Annotated in this window: 22 protein-coding genes; 13 read left to right on the forward strand and 9 right to left on the reverse strand. The window is 45.4% G+C overall.

Annotation, left to right across the window (positions count from 1 at the left end):
* Window positions 1-21: 21 nt before the first annotated feature.
* From murA to BS617_RS10865, 7 genes are all read right to left on the reverse strand, one after another.
* Complete coding sequence (gene murA, locus BS617_RS10835; protein ID WP_075172818.1) at window positions 22-1,284, reverse strand: UDP-N-acetylglucosamine 1-carboxyvinyltransferase; 1,263 nt, start codon at window positions 1,282-1,284, stop codon at window positions 22-24.
* Window positions 1,285-1,323: 39 nt separating this feature from the next.
* Complete coding sequence (locus BS617_RS10840) at window positions 1,324-1,566, reverse strand: BolA family protein (RefSeq protein ID WP_075172819.1); 243 nt, start codon at window positions 1,564-1,566, stop codon at window positions 1,324-1,326.
* Between the two features lie 72 nt (window positions 1,567-1,638).
* A complete protein-coding gene (locus tag BS617_RS10845; RefSeq protein WP_075172820.1) occupies window positions 1,639-1,965 on the reverse strand; it encodes an STAS domain-containing protein in 327 nt (108 codons plus the stop codon).
* 3 nt (window positions 1,966-1,968) lie between these two features.
* Complete coding sequence (locus BS617_RS10850) at window positions 1,969-2,598, reverse strand: MlaC/ttg2D family ABC transporter substrate-binding protein (RefSeq protein ID WP_075172821.1); 630 nt, start codon at window positions 2,596-2,598, stop codon at window positions 1,969-1,971.
* 14 nt (window positions 2,599-2,612) lie between these two features.
* Window positions 2,613-3,074, reverse strand: a complete 462-nt coding sequence (gene mlaD, locus BS617_RS10855; RefSeq protein WP_075172822.1) for an outer membrane lipid asymmetry maintenance protein MlaD — start codon at window positions 3,072-3,074, stop codon at window positions 2,613-2,615.
* 2 nt (window positions 3,075-3,076) lie between these two features.
* Window positions 3,077-3,880, reverse strand: a complete 804-nt coding sequence (gene mlaE, locus BS617_RS10860; protein WP_246813464.1) for a lipid asymmetry maintenance ABC transporter permease subunit MlaE — start codon at window positions 3,878-3,880, stop codon at window positions 3,077-3,079.
* A complete protein-coding gene (locus BS617_RS10865) occupies window positions 3,877-4,701 on the reverse strand; it encodes an ABC transporter ATP-binding protein (protein ID WP_075172823.1) in 825 nt (274 codons plus the stop codon). Before BS617_RS10865 ends, mlaE begins: the two co-directional genes overlap by 4 nt.
* A 167-nt stretch (window positions 4,702-4,868) precedes the next feature.
* On the opposite strand from BS617_RS10865, the gene BS617_RS10870 reads away from it, so the two are divergent.
* From BS617_RS10870 to yjgA, 13 genes are all read left to right on the forward strand, one after another.
* Window positions 4,869-5,810 (forward strand): calcium/sodium antiporter, encoded by a 942-nt coding sequence (locus BS617_RS10870; protein WP_075172824.1) that lies wholly within the window; start codon window positions 4,869-4,871, stop codon window positions 5,808-5,810.
* A 31-nt stretch (window positions 5,811-5,841) separates the two neighbouring features.
* Window positions 5,842-6,816 carry a KpsF/GutQ family sugar-phosphate isomerase gene (locus tag BS617_RS10875; protein WP_075172825.1) on the forward strand — a complete coding sequence of 325 codons (975 nt, stop codon included), beginning with the start codon at window positions 5,842-5,844 and terminating at the stop codon, window positions 6,814-6,816.
* On the forward strand, window positions 6,816-7,352 hold the full coding sequence (locus tag BS617_RS10880; RefSeq protein ID WP_075172826.1) for a KdsC family phosphatase: 537 nt from the start codon (window positions 6,816-6,818) through the stop codon (window positions 7,350-7,352). Before BS617_RS10875 ends, BS617_RS10880 begins: the two co-directional genes overlap by 1 nt.
* On the forward strand, window positions 7,352-7,924 hold the full coding sequence (gene lptC, locus BS617_RS10885) for an LPS export ABC transporter periplasmic protein LptC (protein ID WP_075172827.1): 573 nt from the start codon (window positions 7,352-7,354) through the stop codon (window positions 7,922-7,924). Before BS617_RS10880 ends, lptC begins: the two co-directional genes overlap by 1 nt.
* Window positions 7,911-8,414, forward strand: a complete 504-nt coding sequence (lptA, locus tag BS617_RS10890; RefSeq protein ID WP_075172828.1) for a lipopolysaccharide transport periplasmic protein LptA — start codon at window positions 7,911-7,913, stop codon at window positions 8,412-8,414. Before lptC ends, lptA begins: the two co-directional genes overlap by 14 nt.
* Before the next feature lies 1 nt (window position 8,415).
* Complete coding sequence (lptB, locus tag BS617_RS10895) at window positions 8,416-9,153, forward strand: LPS export ABC transporter ATP-binding protein (RefSeq protein WP_370051555.1); 738 nt, start codon at window positions 8,416-8,418, stop codon at window positions 9,151-9,153.
* A gap of 37 nt (window positions 9,154-9,190) precedes the next feature.
* The gene (locus BS617_RS10900; protein WP_075172829.1) at window positions 9,191-10,726 is read left to right on the forward strand and encodes an RNA polymerase factor sigma-54; all 1,536 of its coding nucleotides are present in this window, start codon (window positions 9,191-9,193) and stop codon (window positions 10,724-10,726) included.
* Between the two features lie 45 nt (window positions 10,727-10,771).
* Window positions 10,772-11,062 carry a ribosome hibernation promoting factor gene (gene hpf, locus BS617_RS10905; RefSeq protein ID WP_075172830.1) on the forward strand — a complete coding sequence of 97 codons (291 nt, stop codon included), beginning with the start codon at window positions 10,772-10,774 and terminating at the stop codon, window positions 11,060-11,062.
* Between the two features lie 25 nt (window positions 11,063-11,087).
* The gene (gene ptsN / locus BS617_RS10910; protein WP_075172831.1) at window positions 11,088-11,546 is read left to right on the forward strand and encodes a PTS IIA-like nitrogen regulatory protein PtsN; all 459 of its coding nucleotides are present in this window, start codon (window positions 11,088-11,090) and stop codon (window positions 11,544-11,546) included.
* A 34-nt stretch (window positions 11,547-11,580) separates the two neighbouring features.
* A complete protein-coding gene (gene rapZ / locus BS617_RS10915; protein WP_075172832.1) occupies window positions 11,581-12,435 on the forward strand; it encodes an RNase adapter RapZ in 855 nt (284 codons plus the stop codon).
* 28 nt (window positions 12,436-12,463) lie between these two features.
* Window positions 12,464-12,733 (forward strand): HPr family phosphocarrier protein, encoded by a 270-nt coding sequence (locus BS617_RS10920; RefSeq protein ID WP_075172833.1) that lies wholly within the window; start codon window positions 12,464-12,466, stop codon window positions 12,731-12,733.
* Window positions 12,734-12,845: 112 nt separating this feature from the next.
* Window positions 12,846-14,198 carry a magnesium transporter gene (gene mgtE, locus BS617_RS10925; RefSeq protein ID WP_075172834.1) on the forward strand — a complete coding sequence of 451 codons (1,353 nt, stop codon included), beginning with the start codon at window positions 12,846-12,848 and terminating at the stop codon, window positions 14,196-14,198.
* A 4-nt stretch (window positions 14,199-14,202) separates the two neighbouring features.
* On the forward strand, window positions 14,203-14,730 hold the full coding sequence (yjgA, locus tag BS617_RS10930; protein ID WP_075172835.1) for a ribosome biogenesis factor YjgA: 528 nt from the start codon (window positions 14,203-14,205) through the stop codon (window positions 14,728-14,730).
* A gap of 5 nt (window positions 14,731-14,735) precedes the next feature.
* On the opposite strand, the gene BS617_RS10935 is transcribed toward yjgA, so the two are convergent.
* Window positions 14,736-18,713, reverse strand: a complete 3,978-nt coding sequence (locus BS617_RS10935) for a YhdP family protein (RefSeq protein ID WP_075172836.1) — start codon at window positions 18,711-18,713, stop codon at window positions 14,736-14,738.
* A gap of 23 nt (window positions 18,714-18,736) precedes the next feature.
* Window positions 18,737-20,203, reverse strand: a complete 1,467-nt coding sequence (rng, locus tag BS617_RS10940) for a ribonuclease G (protein ID WP_139303202.1) — start codon at window positions 20,201-20,203, stop codon at window positions 18,737-18,739.
* Between the last annotated feature and the right edge of the window lie 3 nt (window positions 20,204-20,206).

Raw genomic sequence — 20,206 nt, forward strand, 5'->3', positions numbered from 1 at the left:
TGGATATCACTTATTACGTATTTAACCAGCAACACGACAGATGCGAGCACCCATCGCCTGTAATTTTTCTTCAATACACTCGTAACCACGGTCTATGTGATAAATTCGATCAATCAGAGTCTCACCATCACAAACTAAGGCAGCTATCACCAAACTTGCAGAAGCTCGCAAATCTGTTGCCATGACCGGAGCACCACGCAAACGCTCTACCCCTTCAATGGTCGCCGAGTTACCATCAATCAATACATTTGCACCTAGACGAATCATTTCTTGCATGTGCATAAAACGATTTTCAAAAATCGTCTCTTTAATATGACCAACGCCTTCGGCAACCGCGTTTAACGCTGCAAACTGTGCCTGCATGTCAGTAGGGAAAGCAGGATAAGGAGCCGTGGTAATATTCACTGATTTAGGGCGTCGGCCTTCCATATCAAGTGAAATCCAGTCTTCTCCAACCTCGACTTTAGCTCCGGCTTCTTTGAGCTTGAGTAAAACTGCATCAAGAATGTCCGGTCGAGTATTTTTAGCCTTCACATATCCACGCGTCGCCGCAGCCGCCACTAAAAAAGTGCCCGTTTCAATACGGTCTGGCATAACTGAATAACGCGCTTCGTGCAGCGATTCAACGCCATTGACTACGATCGTATCTGTGCCTGCACCTGTAATATCTGCGCCCATTGCAATCAAGCAGTCAGCTAGGTCAACAACTTCAGGTTCACGCGCAGCATTCTCAATGACAGTCTGCCCTTGCGCCAATGCAGCAGCCATCAGGATATTTTCAGTACCAGTAACCGTTACAACATCAAACAGAATTTTTGCGCCTTGTAAGCGACCGTTCGTCTTAGCACGGATGTATCCGCCTTCAACAGAAATCTCTGCCCCCATGGCTTCCAAACCACGAATGTGCAAATCAACTGGACGACTACCAATAGCACAACCACCCGGCAGCGAAACCTGCGCCTCGCCAAAGTGTGCCAGCAACGGACCTAGTACCAAAATAGAGGCCCGCATGGTTTTAACAAGATCATAAGGAGCATGGCAGCTCTTAATTGTTGTTGCGTCAATTTCGACACTAAGCTTTTCATCAACAGTAACTTCTACACCCATACGACGTAACAACTCAAGCATCGTAGTAATGTCGTGCAAATGCGGCAAATTGCAGATAGTTACAGGTTTATCCGCTAGCAATGTTGCGGCTAATATAGGCAAAGCGGCGTTTTTTGCGCCAGAGATGCGTACTTCGCCATTTAGGCAAGCACCACCTTCAATTAATAATTTATCCATTCAGGAATTCCGACCGTTTTGATCACGTTCTGACACGATTCAGCCCTGAAGGGACTGCCACTGTTCAGGAGTATAAGTTTTAATTGTCAGCGCATGAATGGTGCCATTGGCAATATATTCATTCAGGCACTGATAGACGAGTTGTTGCTTTTTAACGGGCATAAGACCCGCAAATTGAGGGCTGATTACAGTTACCTGAAAATCACACCCCTCACCAGCGGTCATCACTTCGGCATCCGAGAGATGCGATTCAATAATCTGTTTAACTTCTTCAGCTTGCATGAAGTGCTCCGATTACATCATTAATTCGATTAAGGAGCGGAATGATACCGAATTGAGCACAAAAAGGCGAAATTAATAGCCGGATTCCGCCTGATTAGAAGAGAAGTGATCCAGCCCAACCAAGTCCGAAATAGACGCCATATCCGCTGGCAGACATTCAAATGCCAAAGTTTTATTCAATTGCTTAGCTAAACGCATACAACATAAACAAAACGACAAGGCTGAGCTGTCAGCTTGGTTAACGCGTGAGAAATCAATGACACAATCTGCCTGAGCATCACTGATCGCTTTTTCGGCGGCTTCGCGGACAGCAATCACGCTAGAGAAAAGCAAGTCAGACTCAATAAAAATCCGCTGCCCGCCTTCAGCAATATCAATTAGCTGCAGTGATGCACTCATCGGCTAGCCCTGTGTAGCAGGTGGATTAATCTGCGATTGCCATGCATCAACTACTTTGCCAACATCATAGCTATTACGCTGCATCAAGTCTGAGAATTGGTTTTTGAACGTAATACGGAAATTAATACCATTCATAATGACATTCACCAACTTCCAATGCTCGTCAGTTTTCACCATATAGTTCACCAACGTGTAAACAGTACCATCACCAGACGTGACATCCACTGTTACAATTTGTTTATCATCTTCAGGGCTCGGCGACGTTGGTGGGGAAATCGAGTACTCTTTAATATCAAATCCGACTAATGATTTAGCGTATGTCTTAATCAGCGTTTGCTTAAAAACAACCGCAAACTTAGCGCGCTGCTCCTCAGTCGCTTGACGATAGTATTTACCCATTACCCAGCTAGAAATGTAAGTGAAATCTACATCACGGTCCACGATGGCAGCAATATCCTTTGCCAGCTCGTCTTCATTAGGGTTTTGTTGGTCATGGTACTTATCTACCACAGCAATCATGTCTTTGATTGACGCATCAACCTGTGTCTTCGCTTCATCATATGAAGCCATCACACTAAAGCTTAGCAAGAAAGCAGCACATGTGATTGCCACTTTAGATATAACTTGTTTCATTGTGAGGTATTCTCCTACTCACTAACCTTATTAAATAAGAATTTGCCGATAAGGTTTTCTAGCACCATAGCTGACTGCGTATCAGCAATAGTATCGCCGTTCTTGAGTGTATCTGGCTCAAAACCAACAGATAACCCTATGTACTGCTCACCCAGCAGGCCAGATGTCAAAATTTGTGCCGATGTGTCTTTGGACAAATAATCTACGCTAGAGTTTATATTCATTTCGACCAAAGCGACTAAGCGCTTAGTATCAATGGTAATCCGGCTGACTTCTCCAACTTGCACGCCAGATAAAGTCACTTTAGACCGAGCCTTTAACCCCCCTATATTTTCAAAGCGGGCCTCCAAACGGTAAGTATCTTGTGCAGCAGAATTCAAACTCAAACCGCTTACGTTTATTGCGAGGCCTAAAATGGCTAGCAAGCCAAGCAGCATAAATAGACCAACGCTCACTTCAATCCAGCGTGTACGCATTGTTAAAAGTCTCCAAACATCAATGCGGTTAAAACAAAATCCAAGCCCAAAACAGCAAGCGAGGCGTAAACTACCGTGCGCGTTGTTGCTTGACTAATCCCCTCGGAAGTCGGTACACAATCATAACCCTGAAAAACAGCTATCCAAGTTACAACCACACCAAACACAACCGCTTTAATCAAACCATTAACAACGTCTTCTGAAAAACTGACAGCGCTTTGCATGTTGGACCAGAAAGAGCCTTCATAAATCCCCAACCAATCAACACTCACTAGCGAACCACCCCACACACCCACAATGGCAAAGATCATGGATAATAAAGGCATAGAAATAAAACCGGCCCATAAACGAGGAGCTATAATCCTACGCAAAGGATCAACCCCAATCATCTCTAGACTCGTCAACTGCTCAGTTGCTTTCATAAGGCCTATTTCTGCGGTCAATGCAGAACCCGCCCGCCCGGCAAACAATAACGCGGTCACAACCGGCGCCAACTCACGCACCAAGGTTAGCGCTACCATTTGACCCACGGCTTGCTCAGAGCCGTAGTCAACTAAGATCGTATAACCTTGCAGACCGATGACCATACCGATAAACAAGCCTGATACGAGAATGATGATTAAAGATAAGACACCTACTGAGTATAACTGACGAATAACAAGCGGCGTCATGGTCATTGGCTGCGGGCGCGCAACCAATGATTGAAAAACAATCAACCCCGAACGGCCAAATGCTGCAACCCTGTCTAAACCGGTGCGACCAATCGAGGCAACAAAGTCCAACAACGCGAGTATCAATCCTTTCATGACACACCCTCTGCCAAGCCAAGATCATCCAAAAGCGGCTGGGCTGAGTAATGAAACGGAACAGGACCATCAGGCTGCCCCTGCATAAACTGCTCAACCTGCGGCAGGTGATTTTTCGATAATTCCTCAGGAGTCCCTTGCGCAATCACTTCTCCTCCTGAAATGAGGAAAATATGATCTGCAATACTCATAGTCTCTTTTATATCGTGCGATACGATAATACTGGTATGCCCTAATGCTTTGTTCATAGCACTAATCAATTTCACAAGGACACCCATAGCAATGGGGTCTTGACCGGCAAACGGCTCGTCATACATCACAATATCGGGATCTAAAACAATTGCTCTGGCTAAGGCAACACGACGAGTCATACCACCAGAAAGCTCACTCGGCATTAAAGGATGCGCACCTCTTAGGCCAACCGCATTTAGCTTTAACAAGACTATATCGCGGATCATGTCTTCTGGCAGTTTCGTGTGTACCCTAAGTGGAAACGCGACATTGTCAAAAACTGACATGTCAGTAAATAAAGCACCGCTTTGAAACAGCATTCCCATTCGCTCACGCAACAAAAAAAGATCATGGCGAGGTAAACGATGGACATCGCTAGCATCCACTAAAACCCGGCCAGCGTCAGGACGCAGCTGTCCGCCAATCAATTTAAGCAAAGTGGTTTTACCCGTGCCTGATGGCCCCATTATCGCCGTAACTTTACCGCGAGGGATGCGCAAATTGACACCGTTAAAGATAGTGCGATTACCACGACTGAAATGAAGATCATCAACAATAATGACGCTATCTTCATTAGACTGTTTTGACATGCGTAGGGCGTATCCTCTGCCGTAAAATATTCCGCTAACCTATATTAACGGAAAATTAAGGCGCACAATATACCACTAGTGCAAGAAAACATGAATAATCCCAATTCACTTGCGTAACATAACAGTTCTGATTTAATACCGCTTTTTACCTTCGGATTTACTATTCTATGCTTTATCCCATTTTAGCGATACTTGGTGGATTAATCGTGCTCGTATGGAGTGCAGATCGCTTCGTAAACGGTGCCGCCGCTACCGCCAAAAACTTCGGAATGTCACCGTTATTGATAGGCTTAACGATCGTGTCTTTTGGCACGTCCGCCCCCGAAATGCTGGTCTCTTTTATGGCCTCCATCAATGATTCGGGAAGCTTGGCGGTCGGTAACGCGGTTGGTTCTAATATTGCCAACATTGCTTTAGTACTTGGTATAACCGCAATGATTGCTCCTATGCCGGTAAAATCAGGGGTTATCAAAAAAGAGATTCCTCTATTAGTGGGTATAACGTTACTGGCTGGCTACTGCTTATGGGATCTGACGCTTTCACTATCCGACGGTATTATCTTGTTTGTTGGGTTGATTGTTTGTCTCTATTTATTTGCAAAATACCAACAAGAGGAAGAAGGTTCGGATGATGAAGAAATCCCCGAACTGACAACACCTAAAGCTATTTTTTGGCTGCTAATAGGGCTTGCTCTTTTAATAGCAAGCTCAAGATTACTCGTCTGGGGCGCTGTTGAAATCGCCACAATTATGGGCGTCTCCGAACTCATCATTGGTTTGACGATTGTAGCCATCGGCACCAGCCTACCGGAATTAGCGGCTACCGTAGCCAGTGCACTAAAAAAACAACACGATATCGCATTAGGTAACATAGTCGGTTCTAACATCTTCAATTTAGGTGCCGTGATGGCAATTCCGGGCTTAGTGTCTCCCATTAGCATTGAGGCAGACGCGTTCTCCCGTGACTACATGGCCATGCTTGCCGTCACAATGCTGCTTGTCGCCTTTTGCTTGTGGCAGCGCCCCGCCCGAATCTCACGTATCGAGGGCGGCCTACTAACCGCCGCCTATGCGGGATATCTCTACCTGCTGTACACTGTTGCATCCTGATTAACCCAAACGGAAATAAGTAAGTTTTATTATGGAACAAAGCAAACCTTTCTTAGAATCTGCTATTCGTACTATTAAATTAGAAGCCGAAGCAGTACTAGAACTTATTCCGCATTTAGATGCCGGATTCGAAGCAGCCTGCGAACTGCTGATCGAATGCAAAGGACGTGTCATTGTCACAGGTATGGGTAAGTCAGGTCACATTGGCTGTAAAATTGCAGCAACACTAGCCAGCACAGGCACTCCGGCCTTCTTTGTTCACCCAGGTGAAGCCAGCCATGGCGATATGGGGATGTTCACACCAGAAGACGTGGTCATTGCGCTATCCAACTCAGGTGAAACCGCTGAGATTGTGACTATATTGCCGCTCATTAAACGGATGGCAGCTCCGCTAATCAGTATTACAGGTAACCCTGCATCCACATTATCTCAAGAAGCTAATGTCAATTTAGACATCTCTGTTTCCGAAGAAGCATGTCCTCTCAACTTAGCACCTACATCCAGTACGACGGCGCAGTTGGTGATGGGAGACGCACTTGCAATCGCCTTACTTGAAGCCAAAGGTTTTACCGCCGAAGACTTTGCCTTTTCTCACCCTGGTGGTAGCCTCGGCCGCAAGCTCTTGCTCAAAGTTAAAAGCATTATGCACGCAGGCGACGACATACCTACCGTCGAACTCGGCACATCAGTTAATGCGGCACTTATAGAAGTTACAGAAAAGCGCTTAGGCATGACAACAGTTGTCGACAAAGACGGTGTACTGGTCGGTATATTTACCGATGGAGACTTGCGACGAACGCTTGATTTGAACCTTGACCTCAAATCAACACCAATAGAACAAGTTATGACACGCCAATCAACAACCGTAAACGAAGAAATGCTCGCCGCCGAAGCCCTTCACATCATGCAAACTAAAAAAATCAACGCGCTGATTGCTTGCGATAACCAAGGTCGCCCTACTGGCGCACTGAATATGCACGACATGTTAAAAGCAGGAGTGATTTAATGCGCACTATCGACAATATTGAACTTGCAAAACGCGCCGCAAACATCACGCTAGCAGTGTTTGACGTGGATGGTATTTTAACTGACGGCAGTTTACATTTCCTTGCAGATGGTTCAGAAGTCAAAATGTTTAACACCCTAGACGGCCTAGGCTTCAAAATGCTGCATGACGCGGGGATTGAAACCGCGATCATTACTGGCCGAAAGTCACCGCAAGTCGAAATGCGTGTCAAAGCACTGGGAATTACATACCTGCACCAAGGACGGGATGACAAACTTACCGCCCTGCGTGAAATACTAGACAAAACAGCTCATAGCGAAGAGACAACCGCCTATATTGGCGACGACCTACCTGATTTATCCGCTATTACAGCCGTTGCTTTTGGTGCAACAGTTCCCAATGGGCACCCTCTTGTAAAAGAAGAGGCCAGTTGGGTAACTGAACGAACAGGGGGTTATGGAGCCGCTCGTGAGTTTTGCGAGACTATCCTACAAGCCAAAGGCTTGTTAGAACAGGCGTACCAGAGGTTCCGTTAATGCTACTGAACCAAAGCAAAGCGCGAGTAGCCGTTGCAAGTATTCTCTTGTTACCGCTTCTCGCTTACTGGATTATTAACCCTGATGACGTGCAAGAGACACCGACACAAAGCGCATTATCACAGGGTGCGGATTACTACCTAAAAGGCAGCAAAGTAAAAGAGTTCGATGAACAAGGGAAGCTTAAAGCGACACTGTCAGCCGCTGAGTTAACTCACTTTCCCGATCAAGCATTATCCAGACTACTTTCTCCATCCGTCGAAATGCAGGATGAAAAAGGAACACCTGTCACGCTCACCAGCAAAACTGGCACGTTATTTGATAATGAAGACCGCATGACGCTTGATGAAGACGTACGCGTCACGCATAATCCCAACATGCCCGATGCCAGTTTACTAACCACGTCGTCGTTAAATTTTGACCGCCGCAGTGGTATCGCGAGCACAGACCTACCCGTCAAAATAACAAACCAACAGTTTGAAACGACAGCAACTGGCATGACGATCAACATTAATTCGCGGACCTCCGATTTACTATCGGACGTAAAAGGCACTTTTTATGTCGAACCTTAAACAACTATCCCTGTTGGCTTGCACATGCCTATTCGCTACCCAGCTTGCCTTTGCGTTACCTGACGACCGCAAGAAGCCTATCCATATCGCCGCTAATAGCGCTCAGATTGATGAAAATAGCGGAATTACTACCTATACGGGCAACGTGCTTATTACCCAGGGTACTATGAAAATAAAAGCCGCTAAGGTTAACCTTTATCAGAAAAATAATGACGTAAACCGCATTGTCGCCACGGGTAGCCCAGCAAGCTTTAGCCAACAAGCATCAGCAAACCAAGCTATTACCGACGCGTTTGGTCAACGTTTAGAGTATCAAGTTGATAAACAAACCATCACGATCACCGGCAACGCTCGCGTAGAACAAGACAAGAACCAATTCAGCGGCGAACGCATTGTTTATCAGATGGAAAAGTCTCTCGTTAATGCCTATAGCGGTGAAGGCAACTCAGGACAGCGCGTACAAATGATTATCCAACCAAAAGCGAAATAATATGATGACGCCGGATAGCACTTTACACGCTCGCAACTTAGCAAAATCATACAAAAAACGTAATGTCGTTCGCGATGTATCCCTCTCGGTCAATAGCGGTGAAATCGTAGGACTTCTGGGTCCCAATGGTGCCGGTAAAACTACCTGCTTTTACATGATTGTGGGCTTGGTCAAAGCTGATAACGGCTCAATAGCTATCAACGAAGAAACGATTACCCCTTTGGCTATGCACCAACGCGCACGCAAAGGAATTGGTTACTTACCTCAAGAAGCATCTATTTTTCGAAAGCTCAGTGTTGAAGATAACTTACTTGGCATTTTAGAAATGCGAAAAGAGCTATCAGTTGATCAACAAAAAGCCAAAATGGAAGAGTTGTTAGAAGAGTTTCACATTACGCACATACGAAATAGTCTAGGTATGAGCTTGTCTGGTGGAGAACGACGCCGAGTCGAAATAGCGCGTGCCCTAGCCTCCGAGCCCGCTTTTATTTTGTTAGACGAACCCTTTGCAGGGGTTGACCCAATCTCTGTAAATGATATTAAAAAGACGATAAAACACCTACAATCAAAAGGTATTGGAGTCTTAATAACGGACCACAATGTCAGAGAAACACTAGACATTTGTGAGAAAGCCTACATAGTCAGTGAAGGTGTTATCCTAGCTGAAGGCGAGCCAAGCGATATACTGGCAAATGAAAAAGTTCGTGCTGCTTACCTCGGCGAATCGTTTCGACTATAAGCAACACCTCGTGTTTTCTGGAGTCTACTTGTAATTTATGAAGCAGTCATTACAGTTAAAAATGGGGCAACATCTCACGATGACCCCACAATTACAGCAAGCAATTCGCTTACTGCAATTATCGACACTTGATCTACAGCAGGAGATTCAATCTGCATTAGACAGCAATCCCATGCTGGAAACTAATGAAGACAGTGAAGACAATGCGGCTCCGCAGGACAACTCTACACAGAGCGAGCAGCCTAGCAATTCAGATCAAACCCCATCGGAATACACGGCGCAAACAACACAAGAATCGACACAATCTGACGACCAAGAACCCGACTCTTTTGACGACAAGTGGAACGATGACATCCCCAGTGAGTTATCAACCGATTCATCTTGGGACGACACTTACCAAACTAGCAGCAACACATCGAGCACAAGTAATCGTGACGATGACAGCTTTTTTGAATCGAATGATAGTGCCGAGGAGAGTCTCCAAGACCATTTGCTATGGCAACTTAACCTAACAAGGATGTCCGCAGACGACCGTTTAGTTGCTGAAGCCATTATCGATGCGATCGACAACGAAGGCTATTTACGCCTTAACATTGAAGAGCTGCTTGAAGACTTTAAACGCCAAGAACCAGAACGCTTCCAAGAAGCAGAACTGGAAGAGTTCGAAGCCGTATTGCATCGCGTACAGCAGTTTGATCCGCCCGGTGTAGCGGCCCGCGACTTAGGTGAATGCCTGTGCATACAATTAAAACAATTACCTGAGCCGCCTCCTTTGTTAGCGCAAACATTGAACTTGTGCCAACATTATATCCACTTACTGGGTAACCATGATTACAAACAATTGATGCGCAAGCTACGCATCAAAGAACCACAATTACAGGCTATTATTGAACTCATTCAAACGCTAAACCCGCAGCCGGGAGCAATGATTTCACCTTCAAAAGCTGAATATGTGATTCCAGATGTTTTTGTGGAAAAGCTCAAAGGTGTTTGGACCGTGCGCTTGAATTCTGAAGCTTCACCTAATTTACGGATCAACACTCAGTATGCTGATTTGATTCGCCGAGCGGACTCCAGCGCGGATAACACCTATTTAAAAAACCATTTACAGGAAGCACGCTGGTTTATTAAGAGTCTACTCAGCCGAAATGAAACTCTGCTAAAAGTTTCAAGTCAAATTATCGAAAGGCAAGTAGATTTTCTTGAGCATGGTGAAGAAGCTATGAAGCCCATGGTGTTACATGACATTGCCGAAGCAGTTGAGATGCACGAATCCACTATCTCACGTGTGACGACACAAAAATTCATGCACACACCTCGCGGAATATTTGAGCTAAAGTACTTCTTTTCAAGCCATGTCAACACCAGCGATGGTGGCGCAGCCTCATCAACAGCCATACGAGCGGTCATAAAAAAACTGATAGCTGCCGAAAACCCTGCTAAACCTTTAAGTGATAGTAAAATTGCTCAACTTCTCGATGAAGAAGGAATCCAGGTCGCTCGAAGGACGATCGCCAAATATCGCGAAGCGATGGGAATCGCTCCTTCTAATGAACGCAAGCGTCTGGTTTAATAACGATACGCATACGACTGAAGAGTCGTGCTAAGGAGACAATCTATGCAGATCAATATCACAGGTCACCATGTAGAACTGACTGAAGCACTGTCCGAGTATGTACACACTAAGTTTGACAAGCTAGAACGCCATTTCGATAACATCACTAACGTACAAGTGACCTTGAGTGTTGATAAACAGCGGCAAATTGCCGAAGCTGACATGCATATTGCTGGAGGCGAAATATTTGCAACCAGTGAGCAGCCGGATATGTATGCGGCCATTGATGCCCTGACGGATAAGCTAGACCGTCAAATCATCAAACATAAAGAAAAGCTCAAGAGCCATAAATAACCTTCTAATAACTAATTGAAGTCATATGCCCATAATTTCTCTGTTAACACCTAGCCGCACTCTACAAGCAGTAGAGGGCGGCAGCAAAAAGCGCGTGCTAGAAATGGCAAGCAAACTCATTGCTGAATCAGTCGGTGAAGAAGTCACACACGAACTTATCTTCACCGGCCTAATTGGCAGAGAAAGGCTGGGCAGTACCGGCATCGGTGAAGGGGTTGCTATACCCCATTGCCGATTAGCGGGTATCGAAGCACCGATAGGAGCGCTGATTCACTTAGCAGAGCCTATCGATTTTGATGCTATCGACAGCCGTCCTGTAGATTTACTGTTCTTTTTGCTAGTCCCTGAAGCGGCATGTGATGAGCACCTCGGCACTTTAGCAAAATTAGCAGAAGTCTTTAGCCAAGATGAATGCCGTGTCGCCCTTCGAAAAGCCGACAGCAATGAAAACCTATTGGCTACAGCGACGCGCTTATTCCAATAAAGTGACATCAGCCTAATGCAATAAGAGAGCTCTCATGAAATTGGTAATCATTAGCGGGATGTCCGGCTCAGGAAAAAGCTCAGCCCTGCAGGCATTGGAAGATGTTGGTTTTTATTGCATTGATAACTTACCGGCTATGCTATTGCCGGATTTAATTAAGCATCTAGAAGCCGATGCTCAATTCAAAAAAATAGCCGTTTGTATCGATGCTCGTAACTTATCGAGTAATTTAGAGCGGCTCCCCGAGATCTGGCGTGATTTTAACGAACACAGCGACATTAACGCCGAGCTCGTGTTTATTAACGCGTCACTTGAAAGCTTACTCAACCGTTACAGCTCAACTAGACGCCGACATCCGATGTCAGAATTGTTTAGTGGATTAACTGACTCAATTGAGTACGAAAAAAAGCTCCTTGAGCCGATCGCCGAAATTGCTGATATACGAATCGATACTACACATATGTCACTATACGACCTCCGTGACACGATTAAATTACGTGTAGCAGAGCGCAAACAGCAAACGTTATCACTGCAATTTGAGTCGTTTGGCTTTAAACATGGCGTTCCAATGGATGTCGATATGGTATTTGATGTCCGTGTACTGCCAAACCCTTATTGGCTTCCTGAATTACGTAAATTTACGGGCAAGGACAAGCCTGTCATCGACTTTTTAAGCAACGAGGCTCTGGTCGATGAAATGTACCAGGATATTCGCGGTTACATTGAAAAGTGGTTGCCTGAGTTTTCCAACAATAACCGCAGTTATGTCACGGTAGGTATTGGCTGCACCGGCGGCCAGCACCGGTCCGTTTTTCTTGCGGAGAAGCTAACGGGCTATTTTAAATCACTCATGGATACGGTGAACATACGCCACCGAGAACTGCACTAAGTGCCAGTTTAAGATCAGGAATAAGCGCATGCTAGAAAAGAAAATCACAATAATAAATAAGCTCGGCTTACACGCCCGCGCAGCCGCCAAGCTCATCAACACAACCTCGCGCTTTTCGTGCGACGTCCGCCTAGAAAAAGATGACCGAGAAGTGGATGGGAAAAGTATCATGTCTGTTATGATGCTTGCCGCAAGTCGAGGCACCGAACTTACTGTAAAAACTCAAGGCGAAGACCAAGATGAAGCCCTGAGCGCAATAGAAGCGTTAATTAATAACCGCTTTGACGAAGAAGAGTAATATCAGCCAACAGATCTACTGTAGGCTTAAGAACTATCCGTTATACTAGCGCCTACGCCACCAAGGCGCCCCTACTCTATCCTGACGCTGACAGTGAGCACCTAAGGACTTTATGACGGCTCAAGAAGATACCACAGCATTAGACAAGCTAAATAGCGCTCTCAATAGCGGCGCATTTCAACAAGTCCGTTTCACCCTTAACAGCACATTACGTCCTGTAGAAGTCGCACATTTACTCGAAAAGTCGCCCCCAAAAGAGCGCCAAATTCTTTGGAACCTAATCCATCCAGAGAATGAAGGTAAGGTACTGCAATACCTTGCTGATGATATCCAGGCCGACATTTTAAGCAAAATGGATGCTGATCGTTTATTAGCGATTACGGAAACATTAGATACCGACGATGTAGCCGACGTTTTACAACAACTCCCAGAGCGTATTACTCGCGAGCTGCTCCAAATTATGGATCAGCAAAATCGCGAGCGCATCGAAGAGATCTTGGCTTACCCAGAGGACACCGCTGGCGGCTTGATGAATACCGACACGGTTACTATCCGCCCCGATATAACGGTAGAAACGTGCTTGCGCTATATTCGTCGCCATAATGAAATCCCAGAGATGACGGATAGCCTTTTTGTAGTAAGCCGAAAAAAGAATTCATACATAGGCACACTTCCCCTTACCAAGCTGTTGGTGAGTGACCCCGAAATTACAATTCGGGAAATAATGAATACCGATATTAAGCCCATACCTGCTGACATGCCTGATGATAAGGTTGCTTCTCTTTTTGAAAAGCACGACCTAGTCTCTGCCCCTGTTATTAACAAGAGCGGTAAATTATTGGGACGTATCACTATCGACGATGTAGTCGACGTTATACGGGAAGATGCCGACCACTCCTTAATGAGCATGGCGGGTCTGGATGAAGATGAAGATACTTTTGCTCCACTCTTAAAAACTACGCGCCGTCGCGCTGTTTGGCTGGGCATTAACTTACTAACAGCGTTACTTGCTTCATCTGTGATCGGACTCTTCCAAGACACCATTGATAAAGTAGTCGCTCTGGCCGTACTAATGCCCATTGTGGCATCCATGGGCGGTATAGCAGGCAGCCAAACCTTAACTCTGATGATACGTGGTCAAGCATTAGGACATGTCGAGCGTTCAAACGCTCGCTGGCTTCTTAACCGCGAGCTGTTAGTCAGCTTATTAAACGGGATCATATGGGCCGGGGTCGTGGCAGCGGTGTCTATGGTCTGGTTCAGCAGCCAAACTATCGGTATCGTTATTGGGTTAGCTATTGTCATCAATTTAATTGTCGGAGCACTGGCCGGCACCCTACTTCCCCTCGTATTAAAAGCGTGGGGGATCGATCCAGCATTGGCAGGCAGTGTCTTACTGACTACAATTACCGACGTGGTAGGTTTTTTTGCCTTCCTTGGCCTAGCCACTTATTTCTACGGATAACTTAATGAGCAATATCGATACACATGACACCGACTATGAAGATGATGACTTTGTCAGTCGTTCGCAACGTAAACGAGAAGTTGAAGCACTTCAGGACATAGGCACGAAAATGATTGATTTGCGCCCAGATCAACTTAAGCGCATGCCTATTGATGAAACACTTTACGACGCTATTGTGGAAGCTAAACGGCTAAGCTCACGCAACGCGCTAAAGCGCCAAATGCAGTATATTGGCAAACTCATGCGCCATGAAGATGGGGACGCTATACAAGCACAGCTAGATCGATTTGATTCGACATCTGAAGCGCATAACCAAATGTTTCATAAGCTCGAAAAATGGCGTGATCGTTTGATCGCAAATGAGAGCGGCATGCTAGATGTCATCATTAATGAATACAGCGCTATTGATGTACAACATTTGCGTCAGCTAGTCAGAAATGCTCAAAAAGAAAAGGCAGACAATAAAGCGCCAGCCGCTTCACGCAAACTCTTTAAATACTTGCGCCAACTAGAAGAGAGCAAACAAGCGTAACAACTTTATTTATCATTACGGTCCATTCTAAATGGATCGTTACGCTGTTTTTCCTTTTCAGACACCACGGTATCTACTTCAGGTTCAGCCCACGGCCCATTAAGCTGATAGGTCAACGTACTAACCTTCTCAAGCTTATCACCTATCAACTTATCAATAATAAAAACAGCACCCGCTATTTGAGGCGCGCCTAATAACACTGCCGCGATTGGCACATTGCTCGTTAACGGTAAAACAACATCCATCTTCGCATTAATAGTTTGCTGCGCTAAATTCAACTCGCCATTTAACTTCAAATCGGCCGAAGGACCTTCTAGGCTTAAAGGCTTGTCCGTATAGGCTATGCCATCATTGATTAAAAAGCTCGCATCTAGGGTATCGTAAGCTACCCCTTTTTCTACCAAATCGGTGAAATTCAACTTTAAGCGACGCACTATCGTATTAAAGTTAAGGATACCAAAGAGGCGTAAAATATTAGCGGAATTTCCACTTTCGACAATACGTCCATTAGTTAATGACATGACGAAATTACCACTCAGATCATCCGGTGTGAACCCCCATAGATATCCCGGCCAACTTAACTTTGCACTAAGATTGCCTTTAGTCGACTCAATGACTCCCGAGTAACCCCATTGCGCGATGACCTTTCCTAAATCACCACCGGCAAAGCTCAAATCAAGGTAGCTTTGAGGCGCTTTGTTTTGTACGCTCCAACCCGCTTCTCCCGTTAGGTGATAAGAACCTATATCTGCAGTAATGCTCGATACAGTGAATTGCCCCTGCAAACCTGGCACAAGTGCGGCTTGCCAGCGCCCCAACTCATGACTATTCAAACGCAATTCATCAATCACCACATCCATCTTTGGCCACTGAGAAACATCAATTAACGGCGCTTCAGAACTTGATGATTCCGGCTGGTTCAAGAAGATAGCGCCTTTACCTTGTGTATTGAGCCGTAGATGCTTCAAAGATATTTGATAAGGCTGTTGATCATCCTCCGGAATTTTAATATCGCCAGTAACAACCGGGCTAATCACACCAATAGTCGCACGGCCATTGACGGGTGAGTGGTAGACTACGTTTACACGAGGTAAGCGCATATTTTCATAGAGAACTTGATCGACCATTAATGAAACAGTAACCGGGACATTACTTGTTTGGCTTTGCGTCTGTGCTGGCTCTGCCGAAGCCCCGGATACCCATTCATTACGCTTGAGCAAAGCCGACAACTCATCAAGATCAATAGTGCCTTGCCGCCCTTCTACCCAAACACCCGGCGTGCTCGGTTCTTGCGGCCTTGTATCGCCTAAAAAAATACGCGTCCCCGCAAGGTCTCCCATCATTTTGGTGACCCCACGCAACTGGTTATTCAAATTGAACCGCCAAACCGGATCATTGATACCTAACTGACCGACTAGCTGCAAAGATTTAGTGTCAGAAGATGACTTTCCGTAAGGCGCTGGCAGAAGCAACTCAACACCTTTTAGGTCAGTATTAACCACTAATTTATTACACAGCGGAGAGCCATCACAAATATCCATCCGCCCTGCAACAGCCGCAGCGCCTTTAACACTATTGAGGAAGCTCAAGCCTGTCCATTTATGTAAAGCCGCTGCTGATAACGTTCCATTGAGTGAGACTCTGGTAATTGCTGGAGATTCTGACGTGGCCGCAACTGTCTCTATATTCCCGACAACAGGACTACCTAGAAATTCGCTTTTAAGCCCCTTTGCCGACAAGCCTGCCGCCGAGGAAAAGCGAAGTGTTCCATTAATCTTCGTAAACGCGAGTGTTTGCGCCTTATCCTTAAAAGAACCACCCTTTAGGTACGAGACTACTTGAACTTTTGGAGGCTGCTGGCCTTCAAGAGCAATATCAACGCTCACATCGGTGGTTTGCGAACCGCTAATACGCCAGCTCTCTAGCCCATCACCAACGACTTGACGAATATCTGGGGTATTTAATATTTGCTGTATATCACTTGCTGCACCCGAAAGGTGGGTTTTTATGGATAAACGACTAACATCCGGCGAAGAAGTGATTTCCACATTGCCAGCACTGCGCATAATATTCGCATCTTCAGATCGGATCCGAAGGCCTTCCTGATCTAGCCATAATGTCATATCGGTGTCAGAGACAGCAGGCCACCCTTCTAAAAAAGCGACTTTTCCCTGCTCGATATCTAAGTAGAGCTGAACTGTTGGAGGAGTACGGCCTTCTAAATTACGGGTATCTGTTCGTAACAACAACAGCCCTTGCTTGACCGTCCCTGACTTAACCGCTTGTTTAATCCAAGCATGCAGGGATTCACCAACTTCTTTGGCCGGCACGTAACTAGCAGCCTGACTAGCTTCACCATTTTGCAGGCCGATCATCAATGAGAATTCACTCTGATGCTTACGCTCAATAGGCAGCATTAAACGGAAACGCCCTGAAGCTTCTAAGTCCTTTGTAGCCTCCTCTCCCTGCTCAGCAGCTTTGGAAAGCGTTAACAAACCGCTATTAACAACAACTACAGGTAAGTCATACCCGGGTGGACGTTCAATATTCCACTTAACCCGACCTTTTGCATGGCTGTAGTGCCAACCTGATTCAAACAAAGACGGAAATGACAAATCAAACTGATCTGTATCTAAATCTACATGCCCAGTATTTTTATTAAATACTAACTGTCCATTTACGTTAGCAACCGAAGGAGAACCAAAATACTCATCAAGACCAACACCAACTAAGTCGGCCACTGCTTCAAAGTCACTTAATGCGGCGCCGTCAGGCCAAGTCATTAGCACGTTTTCCAAACGCCCTTTCGGGTTTAGTAAGTCGACGGCTTGATTCAAAGAGTCTGTCAAATACGCTTTATCTTTTAGCCAAGCCGCAATTGAATCCAAAGGCAACGATTGAATCGCTAATTGCTTTAGTGCCAAAGCTCCCTTCTCTGTTTCTGAATTTGGAGTTGGCAACTGTATCATCGCTGTTACGTAAGGTAGGCTTAATGTGTCGGCCGGCGTATGATCGCTTACCAACGTCAAACTAGATACTTGAATCTGATACCGATTATTGCCTTTTGGCTCAGCCGCAAAAGTAAAACTGCTATCAATGACGTTATCAAACTTTTCATCAGCAAAACTCAACTTATCAACCGATGCACGACCTTGTAAGCGAGATAGTTCACGCTTAGATAACGTTGCCCATAATTCAGCGCTGGCATCCAATTGTGATATTTCAATGGGCAGTAGCTCACCTGCGAGATCAAGAATAGGAGTGCCTACGTCACTCACTTTCGCATAAATTGAGAACTCACCATCCAAGGGGCGTGATGGCGACAACTGATCAGCTTCGATAACGAAAGCGGCTTCGCTGTTTTTCCCTTGCTCAGTTTCTAAACGTGCCTGCCCAACAACTTGGTGTTGCTTACGCGTATTATCTATCGCCAGAGTAACGGGAGAAAAACGTCTTACCTCCTCACCAGCCAGCATGAGCTCAAATTCTGCATTACTAATATCGATATGAGACTGTGTAAATAAGAGTGTTGCTGTTTTATTCAACACATCGTTAAAGCGGCTAGTTTGAGCATCCGGCTCTTTAGCAGGGCTCTGCGTCCATCCACTTTCAGGCTCTACAAGCCTGACCTTCAAACCATCAACGTCGGCATATTTAAATATCGGCTGCCAATATCGCAATGAACGAAAGAGATCCACGCTTGCGTTCACACGGCTTGATACAATAGATAATTGGGAAGGCGCTTTATTATCAGTTATGCGTAAATCGCTGATATCAAAAACAGGGTAAGCACCTTGCCAATGCGTCTGCAAAGCACCTATTTCAATGTGTAAGTTGGTTCTTTCTGAAATGAACTGTGTGATGTCATCAGCAATACGGGGAAGATGGGGAAAACCGAGCCGTAACACCATCAAGCCAACTAAAGCGATAAAAAAAGCTATTAAGCACAGCCCAGTAAAACCTTTTTTTAGACGCTGATTCATCGACCTAATCTACTACAAAGTGGTTAACGCAAAACAACGTCATACTGTTCAGGGTTATACATTGGCTCTACCTGAAAGCGGATTGTTTTATTAATAAAAGCTTCGAGTTCAGCCACGTGATCAGACGCATCATCGGTTAAGTACTCGACCACCCGCTCAGATGCTAAAACCATATAAGTTTCAGTATCGTAGGCACGATGTTGACGAAGAATTTCACGGAAAATTTCGTAACAAATCGTTTCAGGTGTTTTGATAGACCCTCTCGCTTGGCATTGATTACATACTTCACACAAAATATGCTCAAGGCTTTCACGTGTTCGTTTACGCGTCATCTCAACTAAGCCAAGCTCCGAAACACCCGTAACCTTACACTTAGCATGGTCCCGCTCTAACATTCTCTCTAAAGTGCGATGTACTTGACGTCGGTGCTCTTCAAGCTCCATATCAATAAAGTCGATGATGATAATGCCGCCTAAATTTCGCAGACGAAGCTGTCGACCAATTGCAGTAGCGGCTTCCAAATTAGTTTTGAAAATTGTCTCTTCAAGATTGCGATGCCCCACAAAGGCTCCAGTATTGACATCAACTGTGGTCATCGCCTCCGTCTGATCAAAAATAAGATAGCCGCCTGACTTTAGCTCTACTTTACGGCCCAAGGCTTTTTGCATCTCATCTTCAACATTGTATAAATCGAAAATGGGACGTTCACCGGGGTAATACTCTAAGCGATCAAAAATTTCAGGCACTAGCGCTTCGGTAAACTCTTGTGCTTTTTGAAAAGTCTCACGTGAGTCTATTCGGATACGCTCAATACCCGAGTGCGCCATGTCACGAAGCGCACGCATATTAAGCGGGAGATCTTCATATACGATAGAAGGAACAGTTGCCGTTTGAATTTTTCGTTCTATTGCCTTCCATAAACGCCGCAAAAATTTTACATCAGCGATCAACTCAGCATCAGAGGCGCCTTCTGCAACCGTTCGCAAAATGTAACCGGCTTGGGGACCTTCATCGTCATCGAGGCATGATTGTAAAAGTGCCCGCAATCGATCTCGCTCTTCAACATCCTCAATACGCTGCGAAACACCAATATGAGTGTTCTCTGACATATACACTAAATAACGCGATGGAATAGACAAGTGTGTGGTTAAGCGAGCGCCTTTTGTGCCAATAGGGTCTTTAGTGACTTGAACAATTAAGGATTGCCCCTCGCGTAGTGCTTGAGCAATAGTAGTTGAAGACTTTTCTTCAGGGGAAATATTTTGCGGTAAAACATCTTCTACATGAATAAAAGCAGCGCGTTCTAAGCCAATCTCTACAAAGGCAGCCTGCATACCAGGTAATACACGAACAACCTTACCTTTATAAATATTCCCGACAATACCACGGCGCGCACTACGCTCTACATAAATCTCTTGTGGCATACCATTTTCTATAATGGCGACCCGTGTTTCCATGGGCGTGAAGTTAATTAAAATTTCTTCACCAATACT

Origin of the sequence: Neptunomonas phycophila (assembly GCF_001922575.1) — a bacterium.
GTDB lineage: Bacteria > Pseudomonadota > Gammaproteobacteria > Pseudomonadales > Balneatricaceae > Neptunomonas > Neptunomonas phycophila.

What these genes read in the sequence shown, in the direction of transcription:
- murA (WP_075172818.1), bottom strand. Translation starts at nt 1,284, where the DNA reads ATGGATAAATTATTAATTGAAGGTGGTGCTTGCCTAAATGGCGAAGTA.
- BS617_RS10840 (WP_075172819.1), bottom strand. Translation starts at nt 1,566, where the DNA reads ATGCAAGCTGAAGAAGTTAAACAGATTATTGAATCGCATCTCTCGGAT.
- BS617_RS10845 (WP_075172820.1), bottom strand. Translation starts at nt 1,965, where the DNA reads ATGAGTGCATCACTGCAGCTAATTGATATTGCTGAAGGCGGGCAGCGG.
- BS617_RS10850 (WP_075172821.1), bottom strand. Translation starts at nt 2,598, where the DNA reads ATGAAACAAGTTATATCTAAAGTGGCAATCACATGTGCTGCTTTCTTG.
- mlaD (WP_075172822.1), bottom strand. Translation starts at nt 3,074, where the DNA reads ATGCGTACACGCTGGATTGAAGTGAGCGTTGGTCTATTTATGCTGCTT.
- mlaE (WP_246813464.1), bottom strand. Translation starts at nt 3,880, where the DNA reads ATGAAAGGATTGATACTCGCGTTGTTGGACTTTGTTGCCTCGATTGGT.
- BS617_RS10865 (WP_075172823.1), bottom strand. Translation starts at nt 4,701, where the DNA reads ATGTCAAAACAGTCTAATGAAGATAGCGTCATTATTGTTGATGATCTT.
- BS617_RS10870 (WP_075172824.1), top strand. Translation starts at nt 4,869, where the DNA reads ATGCTTTATCCCATTTTAGCGATACTTGGTGGATTAATCGTGCTCGTA.
- BS617_RS10875 (WP_075172825.1), top strand. Translation starts at nt 5,842, where the DNA reads ATGGAACAAAGCAAACCTTTCTTAGAATCTGCTATTCGTACTATTAAA.
- BS617_RS10880 (WP_075172826.1), top strand. Translation starts at nt 6,816, where the DNA reads ATGCGCACTATCGACAATATTGAACTTGCAAAACGCGCCGCAAACATC.
- lptC (WP_075172827.1), top strand. Translation starts at nt 7,352, where the DNA reads ATGCTACTGAACCAAAGCAAAGCGCGAGTAGCCGTTGCAAGTATTCTC.
- lptA (WP_075172828.1), top strand. Translation starts at nt 7,911, where the DNA reads ATGTCGAACCTTAAACAACTATCCCTGTTGGCTTGCACATGCCTATTC.
- lptB (WP_370051555.1), top strand. Translation starts at nt 8,416, where the DNA reads ATGATGACGCCGGATAGCACTTTACACGCTCGCAACTTAGCAAAATCA.
- BS617_RS10900 (WP_075172829.1), top strand. Translation starts at nt 9,191, where the DNA reads ATGAAGCAGTCATTACAGTTAAAAATGGGGCAACATCTCACGATGACC.
- hpf (WP_075172830.1), top strand. Translation starts at nt 10,772, where the DNA reads ATGCAGATCAATATCACAGGTCACCATGTAGAACTGACTGAAGCACTG.
- ptsN (WP_075172831.1), top strand. Translation starts at nt 11,088, where the DNA reads ATGCCCATAATTTCTCTGTTAACACCTAGCCGCACTCTACAAGCAGTA.
- rapZ (WP_075172832.1), top strand. Translation starts at nt 11,581, where the DNA reads ATGAAATTGGTAATCATTAGCGGGATGTCCGGCTCAGGAAAAAGCTCA.
- BS617_RS10920 (WP_075172833.1), top strand. Translation starts at nt 12,464, where the DNA reads ATGCTAGAAAAGAAAATCACAATAATAAATAAGCTCGGCTTACACGCC.
- mgtE (WP_075172834.1), top strand. Translation starts at nt 12,846, where the DNA reads ATGACGGCTCAAGAAGATACCACAGCATTAGACAAGCTAAATAGCGCT.
- yjgA (WP_075172835.1), top strand. Translation starts at nt 14,203, where the DNA reads ATGAGCAATATCGATACACATGACACCGACTATGAAGATGATGACTTT.
- BS617_RS10935 (WP_075172836.1), bottom strand. Translation starts at nt 18,713, where the DNA reads ATGAATCAGCGTCTAAAAAAAGGTTTTACTGGGCTGTGCTTAATAGCT.